The organism is Accumulibacter sp., from assembly GCF_029255285.1.
Lineage (GTDB): Bacteria > Pseudomonadota > Gammaproteobacteria > Burkholderiales > Rhodocyclaceae > Accumulibacter.
In genome coordinates, this window is sequence record NZ_JAPUVI010000063.1 from 1 (window position 1) to 22,417 (window position 22,417).

20 protein-coding genes, 1 tRNA gene and 1 pseudogene are annotated in these 22,417 nt (G+C 62.1%); 14 read left to right on the forward strand and 8 right to left on the reverse strand.

Going from position 1 to position 22,417, the window contains the following annotated elements:
* Positions 1-124 precede the first annotated feature (124 nt).
* Positions 125-250 (forward strand): annotated as a pseudogene (locus Q1M07_RS08030) (transposase); the annotation flags it as partial.
* Positions 251-594: 344 nt separating this feature from the next.
* Here the strand turns inward: Q1M07_RS08030 and Q1M07_RS08035 are convergent.
* Positions 595-688, reverse strand: a tRNA-Ser gene (locus Q1M07_RS08035).
* Positions 688-1,968 (reverse strand): aspartate kinase, encoded by a 1,281-nt coding sequence (locus Q1M07_RS08040; RefSeq protein ID WP_300452826.1) that lies wholly within the window; start codon positions 1,966-1,968, stop codon positions 688-690. The genes Q1M07_RS08035 and Q1M07_RS08040 overlap by 1 nt, the downstream gene beginning before the upstream one ends.
* A gap of 242 nt (positions 1,969-2,210) precedes the next feature.
* On the opposite strand from Q1M07_RS08040, the gene Q1M07_RS08045 reads away from it, so the two are divergent.
* Positions 2,211-2,516, forward strand: coding sequence for a helix-turn-helix domain-containing protein (locus Q1M07_RS08045; RefSeq protein WP_300452828.1), 306 nt, complete (start codon positions 2,211-2,213; stop codon positions 2,514-2,516).
* A 120-nt stretch (positions 2,517-2,636) separates the two neighbouring features.
* On the opposite strand, the gene recN is transcribed toward Q1M07_RS08045, so the two are convergent.
* Positions 2,637-4,286, reverse strand: coding sequence for a DNA repair protein RecN (gene recN / locus Q1M07_RS08050; protein WP_300452829.1), 1,650 nt, complete (start codon positions 4,284-4,286; stop codon positions 2,637-2,639).
* 26 nt (positions 4,287-4,312) lie between these two features.
* The gene (locus Q1M07_RS08055) at positions 4,313-5,239 is read right to left on the reverse strand and encodes an NAD kinase (RefSeq protein ID WP_300452830.1); all 927 of its coding nucleotides are present in this window, start codon (positions 5,237-5,239) and stop codon (positions 4,313-4,315) included.
* 74 nt (positions 5,240-5,313) lie between these two features.
* On the opposite strand from Q1M07_RS08055, the gene hrcA reads away from it, so the two are divergent.
* Together hrcA and hemH are read left to right on the forward strand one after the other, a co-directional pair.
* The gene (gene hrcA / locus Q1M07_RS08060; protein ID WP_300452831.1) at positions 5,314-6,342 is read left to right on the forward strand and encodes a heat-inducible transcriptional repressor HrcA; all 1,029 of its coding nucleotides are present in this window, start codon (positions 5,314-5,316) and stop codon (positions 6,340-6,342) included.
* Positions 6,342-7,445, forward strand: coding sequence for a ferrochelatase (gene hemH / locus Q1M07_RS08065; protein ID WP_300452832.1), 1,104 nt, complete (start codon positions 6,342-6,344; stop codon positions 7,443-7,445). Before hrcA ends, hemH begins: the two co-directional genes overlap by 1 nt.
* A 12-nt stretch (positions 7,446-7,457) precedes the next feature.
* On the opposite strand, the gene Q1M07_RS08070 is transcribed toward hemH, so the two are convergent.
* Positions 7,458-8,810, reverse strand: a complete 1,353-nt coding sequence (locus Q1M07_RS08070; RefSeq protein WP_300452833.1) for a serine/threonine-protein kinase — start codon at positions 8,808-8,810, stop codon at positions 7,458-7,460.
* Between the two features lie 179 nt (positions 8,811-8,989).
* Between Q1M07_RS08070 and grpE the strand changes: the two genes are divergently transcribed.
* From grpE to Q1M07_RS08090, 4 genes are all read left to right on the forward strand, one after another.
* A complete protein-coding gene (gene grpE, locus Q1M07_RS08075) occupies positions 8,990-9,577 on the forward strand; it encodes a nucleotide exchange factor GrpE (RefSeq protein ID WP_300452834.1) in 588 nt (195 codons plus the stop codon).
* 98 nt (positions 9,578-9,675) lie between these two features.
* Positions 9,676-11,604 carry a molecular chaperone DnaK gene (dnaK, locus tag Q1M07_RS08080; protein ID WP_300452835.1) on the forward strand — a complete coding sequence of 643 codons (1,929 nt, stop codon included), beginning with the start codon at positions 9,676-9,678 and terminating at the stop codon, positions 11,602-11,604.
* A gap of 71 nt (positions 11,605-11,675) precedes the next feature.
* Positions 11,676-12,788, forward strand: coding sequence for a molecular chaperone DnaJ (gene dnaJ / locus Q1M07_RS08085; protein ID WP_300452836.1), 1,113 nt, complete (start codon positions 11,676-11,678; stop codon positions 12,786-12,788).
* A gap of 272 nt (positions 12,789-13,060) precedes the next feature.
* A complete protein-coding gene (locus Q1M07_RS08090; RefSeq protein WP_300452837.1) occupies positions 13,061-14,197 on the forward strand; it encodes an ABC transporter substrate-binding protein in 1,137 nt (378 codons plus the stop codon).
* Between the two features lie 75 nt (positions 14,198-14,272).
* Here the strand turns inward: Q1M07_RS08090 and cysS are convergent, their stop codons facing one another.
* Positions 14,273-15,646, reverse strand: a complete 1,374-nt coding sequence (cysS, locus tag Q1M07_RS08095) for a cysteine--tRNA ligase (protein WP_300452838.1) — start codon at positions 15,644-15,646, stop codon at positions 14,273-14,275.
* A 130-nt stretch (positions 15,647-15,776) separates the two neighbouring features.
* Between cysS and Q1M07_RS08100 the strand changes: the two genes are divergently transcribed.
* The 5 genes from Q1M07_RS08100 (at position 15,777) to recQ (ending at position 20,165) form a co-directional block, all read left to right on the forward strand.
* Complete coding sequence (locus tag Q1M07_RS08100; RefSeq protein WP_300452839.1) at positions 15,777-16,421, forward strand: tetratricopeptide repeat protein; 645 nt, start codon at positions 15,777-15,779, stop codon at positions 16,419-16,421.
* Positions 16,422-16,432: 11 nt separating this feature from the next.
* Positions 16,433-16,996 (forward strand): peptidylprolyl isomerase, encoded by a 564-nt coding sequence (locus Q1M07_RS08105; protein WP_300452840.1) that lies wholly within the window; start codon positions 16,433-16,435, stop codon positions 16,994-16,996.
* An 8-nt stretch (positions 16,997-17,004) separates the two neighbouring features.
* Positions 17,005-17,496: a peptidylprolyl isomerase gene (locus Q1M07_RS08110; protein ID WP_300452841.1), complete on the forward strand. Its 492-nt coding sequence runs from the start codon at positions 17,005-17,007 to the stop codon at positions 17,494-17,496.
* A gap of 34 nt (positions 17,497-17,530) precedes the next feature.
* Positions 17,531-18,262: a UDP-2,3-diacylglucosamine diphosphatase gene (locus Q1M07_RS08115; protein ID WP_300452842.1), complete on the forward strand. Its 732-nt coding sequence runs from the start codon at positions 17,531-17,533 to the stop codon at positions 18,260-18,262.
* 88 nt (positions 18,263-18,350) lie between these two features.
* The gene (recQ, locus tag Q1M07_RS08120) at positions 18,351-20,165 is read left to right on the forward strand and encodes a DNA helicase RecQ (protein ID WP_300452843.1); all 1,815 of its coding nucleotides are present in this window, start codon (positions 18,351-18,353) and stop codon (positions 20,163-20,165) included.
* A 44-nt stretch (positions 20,166-20,209) separates the two neighbouring features.
* Here the strand turns inward: recQ and Q1M07_RS08125 are convergent, their stop codons facing one another.
* On the reverse strand, positions 20,210-21,364 hold the full coding sequence (locus tag Q1M07_RS08125) for a trypsin-like peptidase domain-containing protein (protein WP_300452844.1): 1,155 nt from the start codon (positions 21,362-21,364) through the stop codon (positions 20,210-20,212).
* A gap of 64 nt (positions 21,365-21,428) precedes the next feature.
* Here Q1M07_RS08125 and Q1M07_RS08130 point away from each other — a divergent pair, with 64 nt between their 5' ends.
* Positions 21,429-21,875, forward strand: coding sequence for a rhodanese-like domain-containing protein (locus tag Q1M07_RS08130; RefSeq protein ID WP_300452845.1), 447 nt, complete (start codon positions 21,429-21,431; stop codon positions 21,873-21,875).
* 18 nt (positions 21,876-21,893) lie between these two features.
* Here the strand turns inward: Q1M07_RS08130 and Q1M07_RS08135 are convergent, their stop codons facing one another.
* The gene (locus Q1M07_RS08135; RefSeq protein WP_300452880.1) at positions 21,894-22,412 is read right to left on the reverse strand and encodes an O-acetyl-ADP-ribose deacetylase; all 519 of its coding nucleotides are present in this window, start codon (positions 22,410-22,412) and stop codon (positions 21,894-21,896) included.
* Positions 22,413-22,417 lie beyond the last annotated feature (5 nt).

A 22,417-nucleotide genomic window follows, 5' to 3' on the forward strand; every position in this document is an offset into this window, starting at 1 on the left:
CCCGCTTTACCGCCAGGTCCCTGAACTCCGCCGTAAACGCCGGCTTCGCTATCTTCATTTCTCGCTCCTAAAGTGACTGAATCATACGTCACCCTTGGAAGACGAAATTTCGGGGGAAGCTCACAATCTGATCGAGCGTTTCTTCAACCGCATCAAGCAATTCAGACGTATCGCCACGCGCTACGACAAACTCGCCCAGTCCTTCTTGGCCTTCGTCCATCTCGCTTGCGCTTTCGTCTGGTTGGCTTAATTGAGAACACACCCTAGCACCTGCACAAAATTGCCAACTGTGCACATTGGCCGACAGCCGTCCATCACCAACTAGAAATTTCGCGTTGGCGTACCTCACGAAACCAGAGCATACGCCATCGCAAAATCCGCCCACCATACAGAATTTATCAAGCAAATACAATCACTTGTAAAATCCGTACCAAATTTACGAAGTCAGGAGGTTTCGAGAGAAATGGCCGTTAAGAGCGCAGATATGACATTTGTTGGGTAGGCGAAGTCAGGAGGTATAAACGAAAAACCCCGCAAAACAAGGCGTTAAGCGGGGTGTTCGTTTTGGCTGCAGAGCGTTTGCGGCCGGTGTCCTGGCGGAGACGAAGGGATTCGAACCCTTGATGCAGGTTTATGCCCGCATGCTCCCTTAGCAGGGGAGTGCCTTCGACCTCTCGGCCACGTCTCCTAGGAGGGAGTGATGATATCGGTTTCAACTCTACCGGTCAAACCCAAGCTCGACTTCGGCGGTTTCTCCAGGCCAAAAGCCTTGTGCAAGACTCGTACGGCCAGTTCGAGATACTTTTCCTCGATAACCACCGAAATCTTGATCTCGGAGGTCGAGATCATTTGCAGGTTGATGTTTTCTTTGGCCAAAGCGCCGAACATCTTGCTCGCCACGCCAGGGTGCGACCGCATCCCTACTCCGACGGCGGATACTTTGCAGGTTGTTGTGTCACCCGTAATGTCGCGCGCGCCAATCTTTTCCTTGACGGTTTGCAGGATGGCGAGCGCCTTGTTGTAGTCGTTGCGATTGACCGTGAAGGAAAAGTCCGTCGTGTCGTACTGGCCGATGTTCTGGATGATCATGTCGACGTCGATGTTGGCATCGGCTATCGGTCCAAGGATCTGGTAGGCGATGCCCGGTCGGTCGGGAACGCCGAGTACGGTGAGTTTGGCTTCATCGCGATTGAACGCGATTCCGGAGATGACTGGATGTTCCATGTTTCCTTTTTCCTCAACGGTGATCAGCGTGCCTTCCCCTTCGTCCTCGAAGCTCGAAAGCACACGGAGTTTGACTTTGTACTTGCCAGCGAACTCGACTGACCGAATCTGCAGAACCTTGGAGCCGAGACTAGCCATCTCCAGCATTTCCTCGAAGGTGATGGTGTCGAGCTTGCGCGCTTCCGGAACAACCCGCGGGTCAGTTGTGTACACGCCGTCAACGTCGGTATATATCTGGCATTCGTCGGCTTTCAACGCGGCGGCCAGGGCTACCGCCGAGGTGTCAGAGCCTCCGCGACCGAGAGTCGTAATATTGCCTTCTTCATCGGCACCTTGGAAACCGGCGACGACGACGACGTTACCTTCGGCGAGCGCCTTGCGGATACGTTCCTGATCGATCTTTAGAATCCGAGCCTTGGTGAAGGTACTGTCGGTCAGCACGCCAACCTGCGGGCCAGTAAAACTCTTGGCCTTGAGCCCTTCGGCATGCATTGCCATGGCCAGCAAGCCAATCGTCACCTGTTCGCCGGTGGCGGCGATTACATCCAGTTCGCGCGGGTCGGGGGAGGGTGAAATCTCCTTCGCCAGCGCGATCAAGCGGTTGGTTTCGCCGGCCATGGCCGAAGGTACCAAGATGATGCTGTGTCCTTGTGCTCGCCAGCGAGCGACGCGTTTGGCAACACTTTTTATACGCTCCGTCGATCCTACGGAGGTGCCGCCAAACTTCTGAACTATGAGAGCCATTACCAGTCCGATTAAAAAAGCAAAAACGAGATTCTAAAGCATTGCCTGCCAAGGCTACCACAGCGTCCCGCCTTGCGAAGCGAACGGCATTAGCCAAATGTTCTATTCGAATGCCACTTGCAATCTTTGGCGGATCCCTTATATAGTGTGCCGTGGGTGGCTGGAGTCATACAGTGTGAAGCAGCGGCAGGGCTTGGGCTCTCGCCGGTTCGCGTGGGGTCTTTGCAAGAAAGGATAGTCTGATGAGCACCGTCAAAGTCGTCGAGCGGGTCGATCCGCGCGAAATTCGTCGCAAGCTTGGTCTGAACCAACAGCAGTTCTGGTCCAAAATCGGCGTTACGCAGAGTGGTGGTTCGCGCTACGAAAGTGGCCGCAACATGCCCAAACCGGTGCGTGAGTTGCTTCGCCTCGTGCATGTCGAGCAAATCGACATCCAGCGTTTGAAACGTGAAGACTTCGAGGTCGTCGAATACCTCAAGGCGGAAGACCCGGAACTGTTCAAGACCTTGCGAAAAGCCGCCAAGAGCAAGGTCAAGAAGCCTGCCTGACTTGTCTGGAAAGGTGGGGCCTGGTTTGGTGTGAGCGGGGCGAGTCGAGCAGAGGGAACTCGACATGGCCGGTGGCCGGACAGGGTGCGTCTGTTTGATCCAACCGCAGGCCCATCCAGCTTACGATAGCATTTCCCTGGCATGTTGACGGGTGATCGACGTAATCTCGACGCCGCCCAGCATGCGGGCGATTTCTTCGATCCGTGCCTTCTCGTCAAGTTCGGTGACTAACGAGCGTACCTGACCGGACACCGTGCTCTTGCTGACCAGCCATTGCCAGTTGGCGCGTGCCGCCACCTGAGGCAGATGCGTTACGCAGAGGACCTGTCGATCGCTTCCCAGATCGCGCAGCAAATGGCCGACAATCTCAGCGACGCCACCACCGATGCCGACGTCCACCTCGTCGAAGATCAGCGTTGGTACGCTGGCCGCCTGACTGGTGACCACCTGGATAGCGAGGCTGATGCGAGACAGTTCACCGCCAGAGGCGACTTTGGCCAACGGGCGCGCCCCGTTGCCAGCCAGTCCGGAAAGACGAAACTCGACCTGCTCGAGCCCGAAAGCACTTCCCCCCTCGATTGGTAGCAGACCGACTTCAAAACGCCCGCCACTGAGCGCCAGTTGCTGCATGACCTGGCTGACGTCGCGGCCAAGCGCTTCCGCCGCCTCAGCGCGACGGTCGGAAAGGCTCGCGGCCAGGCTCTCGTAATGGCGGCGCGCCAGTTCGACGCGTTCCGCCAAGCCGGCGAGATCGGCCGCTTCACCGAGAGCGGTCAGCCGTTCCTGCCAGCGGGCGAGCAAGGTGGGCAGTTCCTCGGGAGCGCAGCGAAACTTTCGTGCGCAATCGAGAATCGCCTCGATCCGGCGCTCGACCGCCGTCAGGCGCTGCGGATCGGTCTCGGCGCGGTTGGTGTAGCGTCGCAAGGTTGAGATCGCTTCGCCAAGTTCGGCACGCGCGGATTGCAGGAGCGCGGTGATCTCCCGAAGCGCAGGGTCGTAGTCCGACAGCGCTTCGAGCCGATTCGCCGCGGCGCCGACTTGGGTTTCGCAGGCCGCGTCGCCGTCGGCCAACAACTGCAGTGAATAGTGGGCGCCCTCGACAAGGCTCGCCGTGTGCGCCAGGCGCTTGTGCTCCTCGTTCAGAGTCAGCCATTCCTGGGTTGAGACACCGAGAGCTGCCAGCTCGCTCGTTTGCCAGGTGAGCTGCTCGCGTTCGGCGGCGAGGGCTTCGACGCCGTCCCTAGCCGCGTTGAGTGTCGCTCGGGCGTCGCGCCATTGGCGCCAAGCCGCGCCAACGTCGACCAGCAGAGCGTTGAGTCGGGCATGCGAGTCGAGCAGTGCACGCTGTGCCTCGCCACGCATCAATGACTGGTGGGCGTGCTGGCCGTGAATGTCGACCAGCGACTCTGCCACTTCGCGCAGTTGCTGCACCGTTACGGGCGACCCGTTGAGGTAGGCGCGCGAGCGTCCGCCGGTATCGACCAAGCGGCGCAGCAGCAGTCCGCCGTCGCTCTCCAGATCGTGCGCCCGAAGCCATTCCATGGCCGCCGGCGAGCCGTCGAGCGCGAACTCCGCCGTCACTTCGGCCTTCTCGCTGCCGCTGCGGATCATGCCGACGTCGGCTCGCTCACCCAGAGCGAAGGCCAGGGCATCGACCAGAATCGACTTGCCGGCACCGGTTTCGCCGGTCAGACTGCCAAATCCGGCGTGGAACTCGAGTTCAAGTCGATCGACCAGCACAAAGTCGCGAATCGTCAAACGGCAAAGCATGATCTCGTCGTCGTCGCAGGGATAGACTAATGTTCCTTGGGGCGCTCGCTCCAGTGCAACTTCTCGCGCAACATCGCGAAGTAGCTGTGCCCAGGCGGGTGGAGCAGGCAGATGGAGTATTCGGAACGCCGGATGCGCACGCGATCATCGTTGCGCAGATCGACTGTCACTTGACCATCGAAATGGGAGCGCGAATCAGTGGCATAGACAATTCGGATTTCAACTTCGTTACGGTCGCCGACGAGGATCGGCCGATTGGACAGCGCGTGCGGGCAAAGTGGCACGAGGGCGATGGCCGAAACCTGCGGATGTAGGATTGGGCCATTCGCCGACAGTGAATAGGCTGTCGAGCCGGTCGGTGTCGAGACGATCAGCCCATCCGAGCGCAGGTGGTAGATGAACTCGCCGTCTATGGACAGTTCGAATTCGATCATCCGCCCGGTGGCTCCCTTGTCGACCACTACGTCGTTCAGCGCGAGGTTCGAGACGACGCTTCGACCGCCACGGAAGATCTCGGCGTCGAGCAGCATACGGGTCTCGGGGACGAATTTACCGTCCAGAAGGTCGTCCATGCAGGTCAGCATGTCGTTGCGCGCGATGTCGGTCATGAAGCCAAGACGACCCTGATTGACTCCAACCAGCGGCACGCGATAGCGCGCCAGTTGGCGAGCGGCGTTGAGCATCGTCCCGTCGCCGCCGACGACGATGGCCATGTCGGAATGCGCCCCGAGCCACGCGAAGGAGCCGCTCGCCCAGCTTCCGAGGGTGAGCTGGGAAACCACGTGCCGGGCGGTTTCTTCTTCGATCAGCACGGTGATGCCTCGCTCGTGCAGATATTTCGCCAGGACGCGAATGGATTCGGCGATATCCGGACTTTGGTACTTGCCGATCAGCGCGATCGTGCGCGGCAGGTGCGCGCAATCGGCCAACGCTGGGGCACGGTCGTGGTTCATGCCGGCAATTAAACCACACTTCAGCCCGCTTCCACGGTGCCCACTAAGGATGGTTTTTTTGTAGAATCGGACACATGTTAGACGAACGCGCCAAAACACTGCTCAAGACGCTGATCCAGCGCTATATCGCCGAAGGGCAGCCGGTCGGTTCGCGCGCGCTGTCCAAGCACTCCGGGCTGGATTTGTCGGCCGCTACAGTGCGCAACGTGATGGCCGACCTCGAGGAGATCGGCCTGATCGCCAGTCCGCATACCTCGGCCGGAAGGGTACCGACATCACGCGGCTATCGCTTTTTCGTCGATAGCCTGTTGACCGTCAGGCCGCTCGAACGAGAGAAGATCGACGCCATCGAAGGGCAGTTTCTTGCCTCGCAACCCAAGCGCTTGTTGAGCAATGCGTCGCACCTGCTGTCGGGGTTGAGCCATTTTGCCGGCGTGGTCCTGAGCCCGCGGCGTGTGGTGCCGACGATCCGCCAGATCGAGTTCGTCAGCCTTTCGGAGAAGCGCATTTTGCTGATCCTCGTCACCGCTGACGGCGACGTGCAGAATCGACTGCTGTTCCCGGGTCGCGCCTACAGTCCGTCCGAGTTGGTCGCCGCCACCAACTATCTGAATCAGCACTTCGTTGGTCACGATTTCGAGCACATTCGCGTTCATGTCCAGCAGGAGTTGCAGAAGCTGCGCGGCGATCTGCAGGCGCTGATGACCGCGGCGCTCGCCGCCGGTGACGAGGCGATGAGGGAACCTGATGACAACTATGTGATTTCCGGTGAGCGAAACCTGCTCGAAGTGGAGGAATTCTCGTCCAACATGAACCGTGTGCGCGAGTTGTTCGACCTCTTCGAGCAGCGCACGGCGCTGATGCAACTGCTTGACCTCTCGAACCGCGCCGACGGCGTGCAGGTCTTCATCGGCGGCGAATCCGGGCTCGCACCTCTGGATGAATGCAGTGTCGTCACCGCGCCTTACGAAGTGGATGGTCAGGTCGTCGGTTCGGTCGGTGTTATCGGGCCAACCCGCATGGCCTACGAGCGGGTCATTCCAATCGTCGATATCACGGCCAAGCTGCTTTCCTCGGCACTGAATTACCACGCCCACTCCTGATGGCCCGCTATCTCGCGGAGCCGGCCTTCCGCCACGGTTCGCCGGAGCTGACCGCCGTTCTCCTGATCAATCTCGGGACACCCGAGGCGCCGACTGCCGCGGCGGTGCGCCGCTACCTTGGAGAATTTCTCGCCGATCCGCGAGTAGTTGAGATACCGCGCCCGCTCTGGTGGTTGATTCTTCACGGGATCATCCTCAACGTCCGGCCGCGTCGGTCGGCGAAGAAATATGCGGCTATCTGGACGAGCGACGGATCGCCGCTGAAAGTCCATGTCGCACGTCAGGCCAAGCTGCTGCGCGGGCGCCTCGGAGTGACCGGACATCAAGTCGTGGTCGACTATGCGATGCGTTACGGTGAGCCGTCGATTCCGTCGACGCTGTCGCGCCTCAAGGCCGCCGGTTGCACGCGAATCCTGCTGCTGCCGCTTTATCCGCAGTACGCGGCGAGCACCACGGCCACCGCCTTTGACGCCGCCTGTGCCTGGTTGCAGCGCGTTCGCAACCAGCCTGAAATGCGTCTGGTCCGGAGTTTTGCCGATCATCCGGCCTACATCGCCGCATTGGCTGCCAGCGTTCGTGAGCACTGGACGAGCCATGGCCAGCCGGGCGGTTCGTATCGGCTGGTCATGAGCTTTCACGGCTTGCCGCGCTATACATTGGAGCGGGGCGACCCCTATCACTGCGAGTGTCAGAAGACCGGCCGCCTGCTCGCCGAGGCGCTCGGATTGGCGCCGGAGCAATACCAGGTTTGCTTCCAGTCGCGCTTTGGCCGCGCGGAATGGCTGCAACCCTACACCGCCGTGACGCTTCGGGCACTGGGCAAACAGCGGGTGCAGAAGGTCGATGTGATCTGCCCCGGTTTTCCGGCTGATTGTCTAGAGACCCTCGAAGAGATCGCCATCGAGGGTAAAGCCGAGTTCATCGAAGCCGGCGGCAAGGATTTTCACTACATTCCCTGTCTCAACGAGCGCGACGATTGGTTAGCCGCACTGGCCGAGATCGCCATTCATCATCTGCAGGGTTGGCCGACCCGGCTCTCGCCGGAACCGGCCAGCCTCGAGCTCACTGCCTTGCGCGCCCGAGCATTGGGAGCCCCGTCCTGACGCTGGCGCCGCTCAGAGCAATTCGAGCGGTGGCGACAGTCCCAACCCGGCGCCCGAGAGACTGCCCGACACGGCGGCCTGGCCACTGAGCGTCGTCAGCACCTTGTTTGCCTCGCGCAAGCGCGCGAGCACGTGCGCGAGCAACACCTTCTTGAAACGTTCCTGCAACTCGTCCGAACCCAACTCGAGTGCAGCGCTGTTGACCTCGAGGAACTCGGTCGGCTCGAGGGTGACGACCGTGGCGTGGCGACGGGCGTCGGTCGGATGGAGGAAAGCCATTTCTCCGACCACCTCGCTTGCCCCGAGGCGGCAGATCATTCGACCATTCGACGATACCTCGACGAAGCCGTCGATGATGACGCCAAACTTTCTATGGTTGTCGCCTTCGCGGATCAAGGTCACTTTTTCAGACATTTTTTGCCAGCGGCTGATGCGCAGCACCTCCCACAACTCGACGTCCTCGAACTCGGCAAAAAAAGGCAGCTTGCGCAAGGCTTCAAAGCGGGTCAGGTCCCTTTCCGTCTCGTCTTCTTCCAGCATCTGATAGCGGACGGCCGACAGATCCTTGGCAAACTCGGCGCCGCTACGGTAGCGGTTGTAGAGATCCTTCTCCAGAGCCTTCTTGATGATCGGGTCAAGGCCCGCCGGCAAATTCGGGTTCAGGGCGCAGACCGAAGGTGCGTCCATGTTGACGATCTTGTAGACCAGGGTGGCGGCGTTGTTGGCGCGATAGGGCAGCCGCCCGGTAAGCAATTGAAACAGCAGGACGCCTAGCGAGTAGAGATCGGTCTTGTGATTGAGCGGGTAGTTCTTGACCTGCTCTGGTGACATGTAGGCCGGCGAGCCGACGCCCATGACAAAGGTGGAGTCCTTGCCCATGTCCTTGTGCAGGTAAAGACCGAGGCCGAAATCGGTGATCTTCGGATTGTCGTTGGCATCGATCATGATATTCGCCGGCTTGATGTCGCGATGCACGACTCCCTGGCGGAACGCGTGATCCAGGGCCAGACAACATTTGAAGATGATACCGATGACGCGGTGCATCGGCAGCAGGCGGTTGATGGCGCAAAACCTGTCGAGCGCTCCGCCGTCGACGAACTCCATGACCAGATAGGCTTGGTCGCGTTCGACCACCGCGTCGTAGACCTTGACGATGTTCGGGTGCTCCAGGCGGCGGCCGATCGAGTCCTCGGTCTGGAAGATCTTGCGCAGGCGACGCGACATGGCGGCGCTATCCTCGCCGAAACGGATCAGCTTGATGGCGACCTGACGATTGAGATCCGGGTCGCGGGCGAGGAACACGACGGCCGTCGCCCCCTTGCCAAGCTGGCGAATGATCTCATACTTGCCGATCTTGTCCGTCATGTCAGTACCACGCCTTTTCGACGACCACGGAGAGTTGAAATGCTAGCAGTCGATCTGACCAGCAAACAAGGAATTATCCGCGAATTACGCTGCTGTTGCACGGTGAGCGCGGCACGACAACGCTTGAAATCATAGTACTCGTCCCAAACTAGGGCACGTTTTCTGGGAGATGACCAAACATGCAAGCAAACGACCATGAACCCGTAGATCCCGCCGCTGTATCGGAAGCCTCCGTCACTACGGAAACGCGGGAAGCGCCGGCAACGACGGAAGCCGACGTCGCGGCGGCGCCAGAGGTGGAGGAAGGCCCGAGTCTCGAAGAAGCTCTCCACCAGGCCGAACTCAAGGTGGCGGAATACCACGACGCGTGGCTGCGCGCCAGGGCGGAAACCGAGAATGTTCGCCGCCGCGCGCAGGAAGACATCGTGAAGGCCGGCAAGTATTCGATCGATCGTTTCGCGCGCGAGTTGCTGGCAGTCAAGGACAGCCTCGAAGCCGCGCTGGCCGTCGAGACTCCGACGGTCGACAGTCTGCGCTCGGGCACGGAATTGACGCTCAAACAACTGGTCGCCGCCTTCGAAAAGTCGGCCTTGACCGAACTCAACCCATTGGGGCAGAAGTTCGACCCACATCACCACCAGGCGATCAGCGTCGTCGAGTCGCCGCAAGAGCCGAACACGGTCGTTACTGTCCTGCAGAAGGGATACCTGCTGGCCGATCGTGTATTGCGTCCGGCGCTGGTCGTCGTGGCCAAGTCCATGACTTGAAATCGTTGTGATAGTCCCCAAATGGCGTCCATCACGAAGCATTCCGGCGCTTGGCGGATGCCTCCTATTTTTACCGAGAACACTGAAAGGATTCTGAGATGGGCAAGATCATCGGCATCGATCTGGGTACGACAAATTCCTGTGTCGCCGTTATGGAAAATGGCAAGCCGAAGGTCATCGAAAACTCTGAAGGCGCGCGGACGACGCCGTCCATTGTGGCTTATGCCGAGGACGGCGAGATCCTGTGCGGCGCGCCCGCCAAGCGCCAGGCGGTAACCAATCCGAAGAACACGCTGTACGCGGTCAAGCGCCTGATTGGACGCCGCTTCGAAGAGAAGGAGGTGCAGAAGGACATTTCCCTGATGCCGTTCAAGATCCTGAGGGCCGACAACGGCGATGCCTGGGTCGAGGTGCGAGGCAAGAAGATCGCGCCGCCGCAGGTTTCGGCCGAAGTCCTGCGCAAGATGAAAAAAACTGCCGAAGATTATCTCGGTGAAGACGTCACCGAAGCCGTGATCACGGTACCGGCCTATTTCAACGACAGCCAGCGCCAGGCGACCAAGGATGCAGGACGGATCGCGGGCCTCGAAGTCAAGCGGATCATCAACGAGCCGACGGCCGCGGCGTTGGCCTTCGGTATGGACAAGAAACAGGGCGACAAGAAGATCGCGGTGTATGACCTCGGTGGTGGTACCTTCGACATTTCGATCATCGAAATTGCCGAAGTCGAAGGCGAGCACCAGTTCGAGGTGCTGTCGACCAACGGCGATACCTTCCTGGGCGGCGAAGACTTCGACCAGCGTCTGATCGATTACATCATCGACGAGTTCAAGAAGGAAAGCGGAGTCAACCTCAAGGCCGACGTCCTGGCTCTGCAGCGCCTCAAGGACGCCGCTGAAAAGGCCAAAATCGAGCTTTCTTCCGGTCAGCAGACTGAAATAAACCTGCCGTACATCACCGCCGACGCTTCCGGCCCTAAGCACCTGACGCACAAGATCACGCGCGCCAAGTTCGAGTCACTGGTCGACGAACTGATCAATCGCACCATCGAACCGTGCCGCATCGCCCTGAAGGATGCCGGCTGCAAGATCGGCGACATCAATGACGTGATTCTCGTCGGTGGACAATCCCGGATGCCGAAGGTGCAGGAAGCCGTCAAGGAGTTCTTTGGCCGCGAGCCGCGCCGTGATGTCAACCCGGACGAAGCCGTCGCGGTCGGGGCCGCCATCCAGGGCGGCGTGCTGCAGGGTGAGGTCAAGGATGTCCTGCTCCTCGACGTGACTCCGCTGTCACTGGGAATCGAGACGCTCGGCGGCGTGATGACCAAGCTGATCAAGAAGAATACCACCATACCGACCAAGGCGAACCAGGTCTTCTCGACGGCGGACGATAACCAGTCGGCCGTGACCATTCACGTGCTGCAGGGCGAGCGCGAGATGGCGGCCGGTAACAAGAGCCTTGGGCAGTTCAATCTGTCGGACATTCCGCCGGCACCGCGCGGCATGCCGCAGATCGAAGTGACCTTCGATATCGACGCCAACGGCATTCTGCATGTTTCGGCCAAGGACAAAGCCACCGGCAAGGAGAACAAGATCAAGATCCAGGCCTCTTCCGGCCTCAACGAAGAGGAAGTGCAGCGGATGGTGCGCGATGCCGAGTTGCACGCCGAAGAAGACCGCAAGGCGCATGAACTCGCCGAAGCGCGGAATCAGTGCGACGGCATGATCCATACGGTCAAGAAGTCTCTTGCCGAATACGGCAAGGAGCTTTCCGATAGCGAGAAAGGGGCTATCGAAGCCGCCATGAAAGCAGCCGAAGAGGCAATTCGTGGCAACGACCTGGACGCGATCAGGGCGAAAAGCGAGGCGCTTGGCACGGCGGCGCAGAAGTTGGGTGAGAAGATGTACGCCAAGCAGCAGGCGCATGCGGCTGGCGCCGAGAGTGGTGCGGGGGCAGCCGGCGAAACCAAGAAGGACGATAGCGACGTCGTCGACGCCGAGTTCACCGAAGTCAAAGATAAGAAGTAGGCATCCGCCTTGCGGGGTGGGGCGTATAATCGCGCCTCTCCTCGCCGCCCCCATGAATTGCTCAAGAACCGATGGCTAAACGCGACTTTTACGACATTCTCGGCGTCAACCGTGACGCTTCAGACGAAGAAATCAAGAAGTCCTATCGCAAGCTGGCGATGAAATACCATCCGGACCGCAATCCGGACAATCCCAGGGCCGAGGATCACTTCAAGGAAGTCAAGGAAGCCTATGAAGTGCTGACCGATCCTCAAAAGCGCGCCGCCTACGACCAGTATGGTCATGCCGGCATCGATCCGCAGGCCGGCATGGGTGCGGCGGGAGGTTTTTCTGACGCTTTCGGTGGCATTTTCGACGAGATTTTCGGCGGTGGTCGGGGGGGAAGGTCGAATATCTATCGCGGTGCCGACCTGCGCTATAACCTCGAAGTCACTCTGGAGCAAGCGGCTTTCGGTACCGAGACCAAGATCCGCATTCCGACCATGGAGGCGTGTGATTCTTGTCGCGGCAGTGGGGCAAAGGCCGGTACGCAGCCGAAGACCTGCCCGACTTGCCAGGGCAGCGGCCAAGTACGGCTGCAACAGGGCTTCTTCTCGATTCAGCAGACTTGCCCGAAATGTCATGGGACGGGGCGTTTCATCGCCGAACCCTGTACGTCGTGTCATGGCGCCGGGCGAGTCAAGCAGCATAAGACGTTGGCCGTCAAGATTCCGGCCGGAGTCGACGAAGGCGATCGTATACGTCTGTCGGGCGAAGGTGAGCACGGCATTAATGGCGGTCCGTCCGGCGATCTCTACGTGCAGATTCACCTCAAGGCGCACCCCGTCTTCCAACGTGAGCAGAATGACCTGCACTGCGAGATGCCGATCAGTTTCACGACCGCCGCGCTTGGCGGAGAAATCGATATTCCCACCTTGGATGGCGCGGCCAAGATCAGAGTCCCTCCGGAAACCCAGTCGGGAAAGACCTTCCGCTTGCGCGGCAAGGGAATCAAGGGTGTGCGCAGTCACGCCCATGGCGATCTGTTGTGCCACGTGGTGGTCGAAACCCCGGTTCATCTGACTGAACGCCAGAAGGAATTGTTACGCGAGCTCGAGGAGTCGAGTCGGGAAAATTCGGCCCAGCACAATCCGCGCGCCAAGTCCTGGATGGATCGGGTGCGGGACTTCTTCGCCGCAACCTGAGAGCGGCTTTGCCACTGCTCGCTTTCTGCGCTGCCGGCGAGGCGCATTTTTGCTCTCCGTTTAGGTCTTTCCCCGCGGTCGTGTAAGCAGCACGTCAGTTTGCTGCGCCATCCTTGGCGGTAGTGAGAGCTTCGTCCGCGAGACGGGAATCCTGACTCGCCGGTTTGCGGGGATGGGTGGACGGAGGTGTCTTCACTCAACCAGGGAAGGCGGTGGCAGGGCACAAGCATCCGCCAGCGAATGCCACTCACGCAGGACGGGAGGACGGATCCATGCGATTGGTTAGGGCACTGCTGCTTTTTCTATTCAGTTGCTTTGCTGTGGCGGGCGAAGTCGGGGTTACCGACAACAGCATACTGATCGGCATGACGGCACCGTTTTCCGGACCTAACGGCGCCTATGGTCTGGACATGAAAATGGTCATCAATGCCTATTTTCGCCAGATCAACGAGGCCGGCGGGGTCAATGGCCGACGATTGGAACTGCGCGCACTCGACGACGGCTACGAGACCGAGCGCGCGGTTGCCAACACCCGGATTCTGATTACCCGCGAGAATGTCTTTGCCTTGCTCGCTTCTTACGGTTCCAGCCCGACAACGGCGGCCATGAACGAGGTTTTCGGAGTTGCCAAGGTGCCCCTCGTTGGCGCCATTTCCGGCGCCGACTCGATCCGCCAGTCGCCGAAGGACAACCCCACGAACCGCTACCTGTTCAATGTGCGGGCAAGCTACGCCAACGAAACCGAAGCCATCATCAACCAGTTGGTGTCGCTCGGCTTCAAGAATATCGCTGTGCTGTACCAGAACGACGGTTTCGGCAAATCTGGGCTCGATGGCGTCGTCGCGGCGCTCAAGAAGCATCGCCAAACCCCGTCCGCAGTCGCCACTGTCGAACGCAACTCGGTCGAGGTGACACAGGCCGTGCAAACGATCGCCAAGGTGAACCCGCAGGCTGTGGTCATGGTGACCCTGTACAAACCGACGGCGGCCTTCGTCCGCGGCTTGAAGGCAGCCGGGCAGACGCCACAGTTCATGACGCTTTCGCCGGTCGGCGCCGACCTGCTGGTCCAGGAACTGGGAGACGCGGCACGCGGCATCGGGATTTCGCAGGTCATGCCCTATCCCTGGAACGACACGACACCGATGGTGCGCGAATACCAGAAGCTGCTGGCCAAGCAGGCACAGCCTTCATACTACGGTATCGAGGCCTATGCCATGGCCAAACTGCTGGTCGACGCGATTCGCAAAGCCGGAAAGGATCTCACCCGCGAGAAGCTCGTGACCACCTTGGAAGGCCTGCAAAATTACGACTTGGGCGGTTATCGGGTCAGCTATTCGGCCAACGAGCGACTCGGGTCGCGCTTCGTCGACTTGACGGTCGTTGGCAGCGGCGGACGCCTTCTGCGATAGCGTCGAGCGGAGCGCGCGTGTCGGGGGCGTGGCGAGCCCGCGTCAAAAAATATGACAGCCAGAGACCGCTAGCCACTACATACGGCGCCAGCTCGTTCCTTGCGGGCCGTCCTCGAGCACGATTCCGGCGGCCAGCAGGTCGGCGCGGATTTGGTCGGCGGCGGCATAATTCTTGCTTTTTCTGGCGGCCAGACGGTCGGCGATCAGTGACTCGATGCGTTCGCTGCTCAACTCGCCAGAGCCCACCGGCGCCGCTTGCAGAAAGGCCTGCGGGTCGCGGCTGAGCAGGCCGAGCAGGCCAGCGAGGCCGCGCAACTGACTGGCAAGCGCCGCCGATTTGCCGCGATTGAGTTCGGCCGCCAGATCGAAGAGTACGGCGCACGCTTCCGGCGTATTGAAGTCGTCCCTCATCGCCTCGCTGAAGCGACGCGCGTGCGGCTCCTTCCAGTCGATCGGACGACTTTCGGTGGCCACCGTTTTCAGGGCAGTATACAGGCGCGTCAGCGCCTGCCGGGCGTCGTCGAGGTGGGCGTCGGAATAGTTCAGCGGGCTGCGGTAGTGCGCACGAAGGATGAAGAAACGCACCACCTCCGGGTCGTATTTCTTCAGAATCTCTCTGATCGTGAAGAAATTTCCGAGCGATTTGGACATCTTTTGCTCGTCGACCCGGACGAATCCATTGTGCATCCAGTAGTTGACGAAACGGCATCGATGCGCGCCTTCCGATTGCGCGATCTCGTTCTCGTGATGAGGAAACTGCAGATCCTGGCCGCCGCCATGAATGTCGAAGTGCTCGCCTAGCAGATCCGAACTCATTGCCGAACATTCGATGTGCCAGCCGGGGCGGCCAGCGCCCCAGGGCGACGGCCAGGACGGTTCGCCTTCCCGGGCATGCTTCCAGAGCACGAAGTCCAGCGGGTCTTCCTTGGCCGCATCGACATCCACCCGTTCGCCCGCTCTGAGGTCGTCGACGGATTTTCCCGAGAGCTGGCCGTAGCCGGGAAACTTGCGAACCGAGAAGTTCACATCGCCGTCGGTCGCCTGGTAGGCGAGACCGTTCTTCTCCAGCCGGCCAATCAGGGCGAGCATTTGCGGCACGTATTCGGTGGCCCGGGGTTCGTGGTCCGGCTTTTCGACGCCGAGCGCCGCCGCGTCCTCGTTCATGAGGGCGATGAAGCGATTGGTCAATTCGCCAATGCTCTCGCCGTTCTCGCGCGCGCGCGCGATGATTTTGTCATCAATGTCGGTAATGTTCCGGACGTAGGTGACCTGCAGGCCGCTGGCTCGCAACCAGCGTTGGACCATGTCGAACACCACCAGAACGCGCGCATGACCGAGGTGGCAATGGTCGTAAACGGTCATCCCGCAGACATACATGCGAACCTTGCCGGGGGTGATCGGAACGAAGTCCTGTTTTTCCCTCGCCAGCGAGTTGTAGATTTTCAGCATTTTTCGGGCTCACGAGAGGGCTCGGCTCGCACAGGGGTCACCTGGGAGGGCTTTGGTTTCGACGTACTTCTTGCTAGAATCCGGTGTTCAGGTGACATTCAACCGCTGCACGGCCGAGTATACCATAACGATGCTTTCCAGCTTTCCGAGGCCTCTCCCGGCATCCTTCACGACCCTGCTCGGCGGGCTGCTGCTGAGCTGCGCGCTGGCGCCGGCACTGGCCGACGATCTGACGGATGGGCAGCGTTTGATGAAACAGGGGCAGTTGCCGCAGGCGCTCGAAAAGGCCGACGCGTATGTGAGCAGCAAGCCCAAGGATCCGCAGGGACGCTTCCTCAAGGGAGTGATTCTGACCGAAATGGGGCGTTCGGCCGAGGCGATGGCCGTTTTCGTCAAACTGACCGAAGACTTTCCGGAACTGCCTGAGCCGTACAACAATCTGGCTGTGCTGCATGCCCAGCAGAAGCAGTACGACAAGGCGCGTACGGCTCTGGACATGGCGATCAGGACCCATCCTGGCTACGCCACCGCCTACGAGAACCTGGGCGATGTCTACGCCAAGCTCGCCAGCCAGTCCTACGACAAGGCGCTGCAGTTGGAACCGTCGAACAAGGGGTTGCGCAGCAAACAGTCGATGGTTCGCGAACTGATCGCGGCATCGGCCAGCGCCGTGGCCCGGCCGGCCTCCGCGGCGCGACCGGCGAGCGAAGCCGGCCAGGCTGGCGGGTCCGCCAAAGCGCCGGTCGCAAGGTCGGGCGACCGGCCGGCTCAGTAGAGGAGTTCCCGATGCTCAGGCGCATGATTTTGGTGATCGGCGGGTTGCTGCCGTTGGCTGCCGTGTGGGCGGCGCCGACGGTTGAAATGCAGACCAGCCTGGGGCGAATCGTCATCGAACTCGATTCCGAGAAGGCGCCGAAATCCGTACAGAATTTCGTGCACTACGTCAATGAGGGCTTCTACAACGGTACGCTTTTTCATCGCGTGATCCCTGACTTCATGATCCAGGGGGGCGGTTTCACGGTCGATATGCAGACCAAGCCAGCGCCGCGAAAGGTTGACAACGAGGCGCGCAACGGTTTGAAGAACGATCGCGGCACGATTGCCATGGCCCGCACGGCGGATCCCAACTCGGCGACTTCCCAGTTCTACGTGAACCATCGGGACAACGCGGCGCTCAACTACCCGTCGCCCGATGGCGCGGGCTATACCGTTTTCGGGAAGGTCACGCAGGGCATGGAGGTGGTGGACAAGATCGCCAGGGTGCCGACCGGTAACCGCGGTATGCACCAGAACGTTCCCCTTGAACCGGTCATCATCCAGTCGGTCAAGATCCTCCCAGAAAAGAAATAAGGAAAGCCATGATCAAGCTGCACACCAATTTCGGCGTCATCGGCATCGACTTGGACACCGAAAAAGCCCCTTTGTCAGCCAAGAACTTCCTCAGCTACGTCGAATCCGGCCATTACGACAATACCCTTTTTCACCGCGTCATTTCCGGCTTCATGATCCAGGGTGGCGGCTTCGCACCGGGGATGAAGCCCAAAGCCTGTGGCGAGCCGATTCGCAACGAAGCGGACAACGGCCTCAAGAACGACGCCTATACAGTCGCCATGGCGCGTACCTCCGACCCGCACTCGGCCACGGCGCAGTTCTTCATCAACGTGGTGAATAACGATTTCCTCAATTTCCGGGCCCCGAATGGGCAGGGCTGGGGCTATTGCGTATTCGGAAAAGTCGTCGAAGGAAACGATGTGGTGGACAAGATCCGGGTCGTCAGGACGGGAAGCGTCGGAGTGCACAGCGATGTGCCGCTCGAGGACGTCGTGATCGAGCGCGCCGAAGTCTGCTGAAGCCGGCTGTCTTGGCCATCCTTCGGCAGGCTCCTTGATCCTCTTCATTTCCGATCTGCACCTGGCGCCCGAGGCGCCAGGTGCGACACGACTCTTGCTCGATTTCCTCGCGGGTCGCGCGCGCGCGGCCGAGCAACTGTTCATACTGGGCGATCTTTTCGAGGCTTGGCCGGGCGACGACTGTCTCGACGACCCGGACGACCGTTTCGTTTCGGCGATCGTCGAAGCGCTGCGCGAACTCTCGGCCGCCGGCGTCGCCGTTTCGGTGATGCACGGCAACCGGGATTTTCTTCTCGGCGACCGCTTCTCGGCCAGCAGTGGCGCGCGCTTGCTGCCCGATCCGTACCTGTTGTCCTTGCCGACCTGGCAGTTCGTCCTCTCGCACGGCGACGCGCTGTGCACCGACGACGGCGACTATCAGGCGTTTCGGGCACAGGTTCGCCAAGCCGCCTGGCAATCCTCGTTTCTTTCCCGGCCGTTGGCCGAACGACGGGCGATCGCCATGGCGGCGCGGCAGAAGAGCGAGAGCGCCAAGCGCGACAAGGCGCCGTCACTGATGGACGTCAACCCCGCGGCAACCGACGATTTCCTGCGCCAGAACGGTTATGCCAGCCTGATCCACGGTCACACCCACCGGCCGGCGACGCATGATCACCTGGTCGACGGTATCCATGTCGAGCGTTGGGTGTTGTCCGACTGGCGCGAGACGGCAGGTGAGTGTCTGTGCTGGAACGGCGAAGAACTCGTGCGGGAAGTCCTGCACTGACCACCGGGCATAGACCGCCGATAAAAACGATGGTGGCACCCGGGTCGGCGATTCGGGGTCTGGCCGCCGCTCCGGGCGCGGAGAAGCGGTGAACTCGCCGGCGCTCGATCTCTTGCGCCGCGTTTTCGGCTATGCGTCGTTTCGCGGCGAGCAAGCGGTCATCGTCGACCATGTCGTCGGCGGCGGCGACGCTCTGGTGCTGATGCCTACCGGTGGCGGCAAGTCGCTTTGCTACCAGATTCCGGCCCTCTTGCGGCCGGGCGTCGGCATCGTCGTTTCACCCCTGATCGCGCTCATGCAGAACCAGGTGGACGCCTTGCGCCAAGCCGGGGTGCGGGCCGCGTGCCTGAACTCCGCGCTGGACTTCCAGGCCGTCGTGGATACCGAACGCCGCTTGCAGCGTGGCGAACTCGACCTCGTCTACGTGGCGCCGGAGCGCCTGCTCACCGACCGCTTCATCGGCTTGCTCGAACAACTGGTGACGCGCCAAGGGGTCGCCCTCTTTGCCATCGACGAAGCCCACTGCGTCTCGCAATGGGGACACGATTTCCGCCCGGAGTACATTCAGCTTTCGCAACTGCACGAACGCTTTCCCGCCGTTCCGCGCATCGCGCTCACGGCGACCGCCGATCAGCTCACCCGCCAGGAAATCATCCAGCGGCTACGCCTCGAGGAGGCGCGGCTATTCGTCGCCAGCTTCGACCGGCCGAACATTCGCTACACCGTCGTCGAGCGGGACAACCCGCGCCAGCAACTGCTCGCCTTTCTCGCCGCACACCCGGCGGCGGCCGGCATCGTGTACTGCCTCTCGCGCCGCAAGGTCGACGAGACGGCGGCCTGGCTCAACACCCAGGGAGTAAGAGCCTTGCCCTACCACGCGGGTTTGCCGGCGGCCGACCGCCAGCGCCATCAGCAGAGCTTTCTCGGCGACGACGGCGTGGTCATGGTGGCCACCATCGCTTTCGGGATGGGCATAGACAAACCCGACGTGCGCTTCGTCGCCCATCTCGACCTGCCCAAGAGTCTCGAAGCCTACTATCAGGAAACCGGACGCGCGGGGCGCGACGGCGAGCCGTCGGAAGCGTGGATGACCTATGGGCTGAACGATGTCGTGATTCACCGCCAGATGATCGAGGAGTCGGGCGCGCCCGACGAACAGAAGCGCATCGAAAGGCAGAAGCTCGACAGCATGCTGGCCTATTGCGAATCGGCGCGCTGCCGCCGCGTCATCCTGCTCAACTACTTCGGCGAGGACGCCGCGCCTTGCGGCAATTGCGACGTCTGTCTCGAACCGCCGGTGGTCTGGGATGGGACGGTGGCGGCGCAAAAAGCCTTGTCGGCTGCCTTGCGCACCGGTCAGCGTTTCGGCGCCGGGCACCTGATCGACCTCCTGCGTGGCCGACGGACGGAGAAAATCCAGCAATTCGGTCATGATCGCCTGCCCACCTTCGGCGTCGGCGCGGAGATGGACGAGATGGCTTGGCGCTCGGTGTTTCGGCAACTGCTCGCCGGCGGTCTGCTCGAAGCCGACGCCAGCGCCTACGGCGCCCTGAAACTGACCGACAGCGCGCGCCCGGTCCTCAAAGGGCAACTCAGCCTCGAGCTTCGCCGCCAGGCGGCGCGGCCGCGCGGCCGCGCGGCGAGGAGCAAGACCGGGTCGCCGGCCGCGGCGCCACGGCCCAGGAGCGAATCGCCGCTGCTTGCCCGGCTGCGCGAGTGGCGCAGCCAGAAGGCACGCGAGCAGGGGGTTCCGGCCTACGTCATCCTGCATGACCGAACGCTGTTCGAGATTGCCGCACTGCTTCCCGACTCCGTGCCGGCGCTGCTCTCGGTGCCGGGAATCGGCCTCGCCAAGGCGGAGCGTTACGGCGCCGAACTCCTGGCGATCGTCGCCGCCGCCTGAGGTGGGGGCGCCGCCGCGGCGCGCTTGCCGGGGCTCTCCGGTGCTCAGTAGTTCGGAAAATACTGGGCCGGCGCCAGGGCGATCGGAAACAGCGGCTGGCCGAGCAGGGCGCGCGCCGTGGCTTCGGTGAGCGAGATGCAGTCACGGTATTGCGGCGGCCCGCCGGTCTTGGACTGGAAATAGCGCGTCAGCGTGACGATGCCGACCAGGCGGCCGTCGTCGTCGAGCAGCGGACCGCCGGACGAGCCGGGCCGGCATTCGTTGGTCGAAAACAGAAAGCTCTCGCCCTTGAGCGAGACGCGGTCGAGAAAACGCCCCTGGGACCAGATGATGTCCCGCGAACCGCCCGGGTGGCCGAGCGTATGCACCGTATCGCCGGGGCGCAGCGCCGCCGAGTCTCCCCACGCGACGCTGTCGTTGCCGGCTCCGGGAGCGTACAGCAGGCAGGCGTCCTCTTCCACCAGGCGGGCGTACTTCTCCACCTTATAGGCCGTCCTGGTCACGCTGTGGATGGCAAACAGCCGGTTCGTCGCGCCGCCGGCCAGCACGTGGCAGTTGGTCAGGATGCGGTCGGGGCCGATCAGCACGCCGGAGCCGGAATTCCGTCGCTGGCCGATCAAGAACACCGACCAGGCCAGGTAACGGAGATCGAAACCGGGCTGTTTGACGCCGCGCGCCGCTTGCACGACGGCCACCGTCGTGGCGGCCGGCGCCTCCGCCAGCGGACGGGTTTCGGCCTTGGCGGCGGCCGGCGGTTCGGGCAGCAGGACGGCTGGCTCGGCACCGGCGGTGTCGCCCGGCGCGTCGTCCGGCGCGTCGTCCGGCGGCGGAGCGAGCGGCTGTCGCGGTGCCGGCCGGTCGGCGACGGCGCGGGGACCGGGCGCCGCGCCGCCACGCCAGAAGACGATGGCCGGCAGCGCGAGCAGCAGAACGACCACCCACACCGCCGTCCGCGGGCCGCGGCGCCCCGGCGCGCCGGGGTTTTCAGCCGCCGCCGTCGCCCGGCGCGCCAGTTGCCCGTCGTAGGCCGCGCGGCGCACCGGATGGCGCAGCGTATCGTAGGCCACGACGAGCAGCGACAGTTCGTCCGGGTTGCCCTGCAGCGCCTGCCGCCGGGCCGTGTAGGCGGCTTCCACCTGTGCGCTGTCCGCCTGCGCCGTAACGCCCAGAACCTCGTACAGTGTGCGTGCCGTCATCATTCCATGGTCGCTCGAGCAAAAGCCGATTGTAGAATAGTCGGACCCCTTTTCCGGAGTACCTCTCATGCGGCGTCACCTGTTGCTTGGCCTGCTCGTTCTGCTGCCCGCGCTCGCCGTTCGCGCCGAGGTGATCGACATCGGCAACGCCGAACTGGCGCGCCTGAGCGCCGCTGGCGTGCCGCTGATCGACATCCGGACGGCTGCCGAATGGCAGGACACCGGAATCGTTCCGGGCAGCCGCCTGCTGACCTTCGTCGATCCCGACGGGCGCATCGACGCGCCGGCCTGGCTGGCACGCGTGCGGGCCATCGCCAAGCCCGAGCAGCCGCTGATCCTCATCTGCCGGAGCGGCAACCGGACGCGCGCCGCCAGCCAGTTGCTCGCCCAGCAGGCGGGCTACCGAACGGTCTATAACGTCAAGGACGGCGTCCGCTCGTGGGCCGCCGACGGCCGACCACTGGTCGCCGCGCCGGGCGCCTTGGCCGCCTGTCCCGCCGGCGCGCGCTGCTGAGACGGCGCGGCGCGCCAATCAGTCGATCGTCGCGTCGAGCAGCCGTCGGTAGACCTGCAGGTCGGCGGACGAAAAACAGCAGAAGATCACCTCCCGCAGAACGGCGACTTCGGCGCCTGCCGAACGCACGGTGGACACGGCGATCGCGGCCGCCTGCTCGACCGGATAGCCGTAGATGCCGGTGCTGATGCCCGGAAAAGCGAGGCTCGTCAGTTCCTCGGCCGCCGCCAGTTCGAGTGAGCGCCGGTAGCACGAAGCCAGTTTTTCCGCTTCGCCGCGACCGCCGCCCTGCCACACCGGACCGACGGCGTGGATGACATAGCGTGCCGGCAGCCGATAGCCGCGGCTGAGCCTGGCGTCGCCGGTCGGACAAGGGCCCAGCCGCCGGCACTCCTGCAACAGATCGGGACCGGCGGCGCGATGGATCGCCCCGTCGACGCCGCCGCCGCCGAGCAGCGACGAATTGGCGGCATTGACGATGGCGTCGACGGCCAGCGTAGTGATGTCGGCGTGCAGGGCGCGCAGAAGCGTCGGCATGACGG

Excerpts from the sequence above, each read along its gene's own strand:
- Q1M07_RS08040 (WP_300452826.1), bottom strand. The coding sequence starts at position 1,968 with ATGGCTCTCATAGTTCAGAAGTTTGGCGGCACCTCCGTAGGATCGACG.
- Q1M07_RS08045 (WP_300452828.1), top strand. The coding sequence starts at position 2,211 with ATGAGCACCGTCAAAGTCGTCGAGCGGGTCGATCCGCGCGAAATTCGT.
- recN (WP_300452829.1), bottom strand. The coding sequence starts at position 4,286 with ATGCTTTGCCGTTTGACGATTCGCGACTTTGTGCTGGTCGATCGACTT.
- Q1M07_RS08055 (WP_300452830.1), bottom strand. The coding sequence starts at position 5,239 with ATGAACCACGACCGTGCCCCAGCGTTGGCCGATTGCGCGCACCTGCCG.
- hrcA (WP_300452831.1), top strand. The coding sequence starts at position 5,314 with ATGTTAGACGAACGCGCCAAAACACTGCTCAAGACGCTGATCCAGCGC.
- hemH (WP_300452832.1), top strand. The coding sequence starts at position 6,342 with ATGGCCCGCTATCTCGCGGAGCCGGCCTTCCGCCACGGTTCGCCGGAG.
- Q1M07_RS08070 (WP_300452833.1), bottom strand. The coding sequence starts at position 8,810 with ATGACGGACAAGATCGGCAAGTATGAGATCATTCGCCAGCTTGGCAAG.
- grpE (WP_300452834.1), top strand. The coding sequence starts at position 8,990 with ATGCAAGCAAACGACCATGAACCCGTAGATCCCGCCGCTGTATCGGAA.
- dnaK (WP_300452835.1), top strand. The coding sequence starts at position 9,676 with ATGGGCAAGATCATCGGCATCGATCTGGGTACGACAAATTCCTGTGTC.
- dnaJ (WP_300452836.1), top strand. The coding sequence starts at position 11,676 with ATGGCTAAACGCGACTTTTACGACATTCTCGGCGTCAACCGTGACGCT.
- Q1M07_RS08090 (WP_300452837.1), top strand. The coding sequence starts at position 13,061 with ATGCGATTGGTTAGGGCACTGCTGCTTTTTCTATTCAGTTGCTTTGCT.
- cysS (WP_300452838.1), bottom strand. The coding sequence starts at position 15,646 with ATGCTGAAAATCTACAACTCGCTGGCGAGGGAAAAACAGGACTTCGTT.
- Q1M07_RS08100 (WP_300452839.1), top strand. The coding sequence starts at position 15,777 with ATGCTTTCCAGCTTTCCGAGGCCTCTCCCGGCATCCTTCACGACCCTG.
- Q1M07_RS08105 (WP_300452840.1), top strand. The coding sequence starts at position 16,433 with ATGCTCAGGCGCATGATTTTGGTGATCGGCGGGTTGCTGCCGTTGGCT.
- Q1M07_RS08110 (WP_300452841.1), top strand. The coding sequence starts at position 17,005 with ATGATCAAGCTGCACACCAATTTCGGCGTCATCGGCATCGACTTGGAC.
- Q1M07_RS08125 (WP_300452844.1), bottom strand. The coding sequence starts at position 21,364 with ATGATGACGGCACGCACACTGTACGAGGTTCTGGGCGTTACGGCGCAG.
- Q1M07_RS08130 (WP_300452845.1), top strand. The coding sequence starts at position 21,429 with ATGCGGCGTCACCTGTTGCTTGGCCTGCTCGTTCTGCTGCCCGCGCTC.
- Q1M07_RS08135 (WP_300452880.1), bottom strand. The coding sequence starts at position 22,412 with ATGCCGACGCTTCTGCGCGCCCTGCACGCCGACATCACTACGCTGGCC.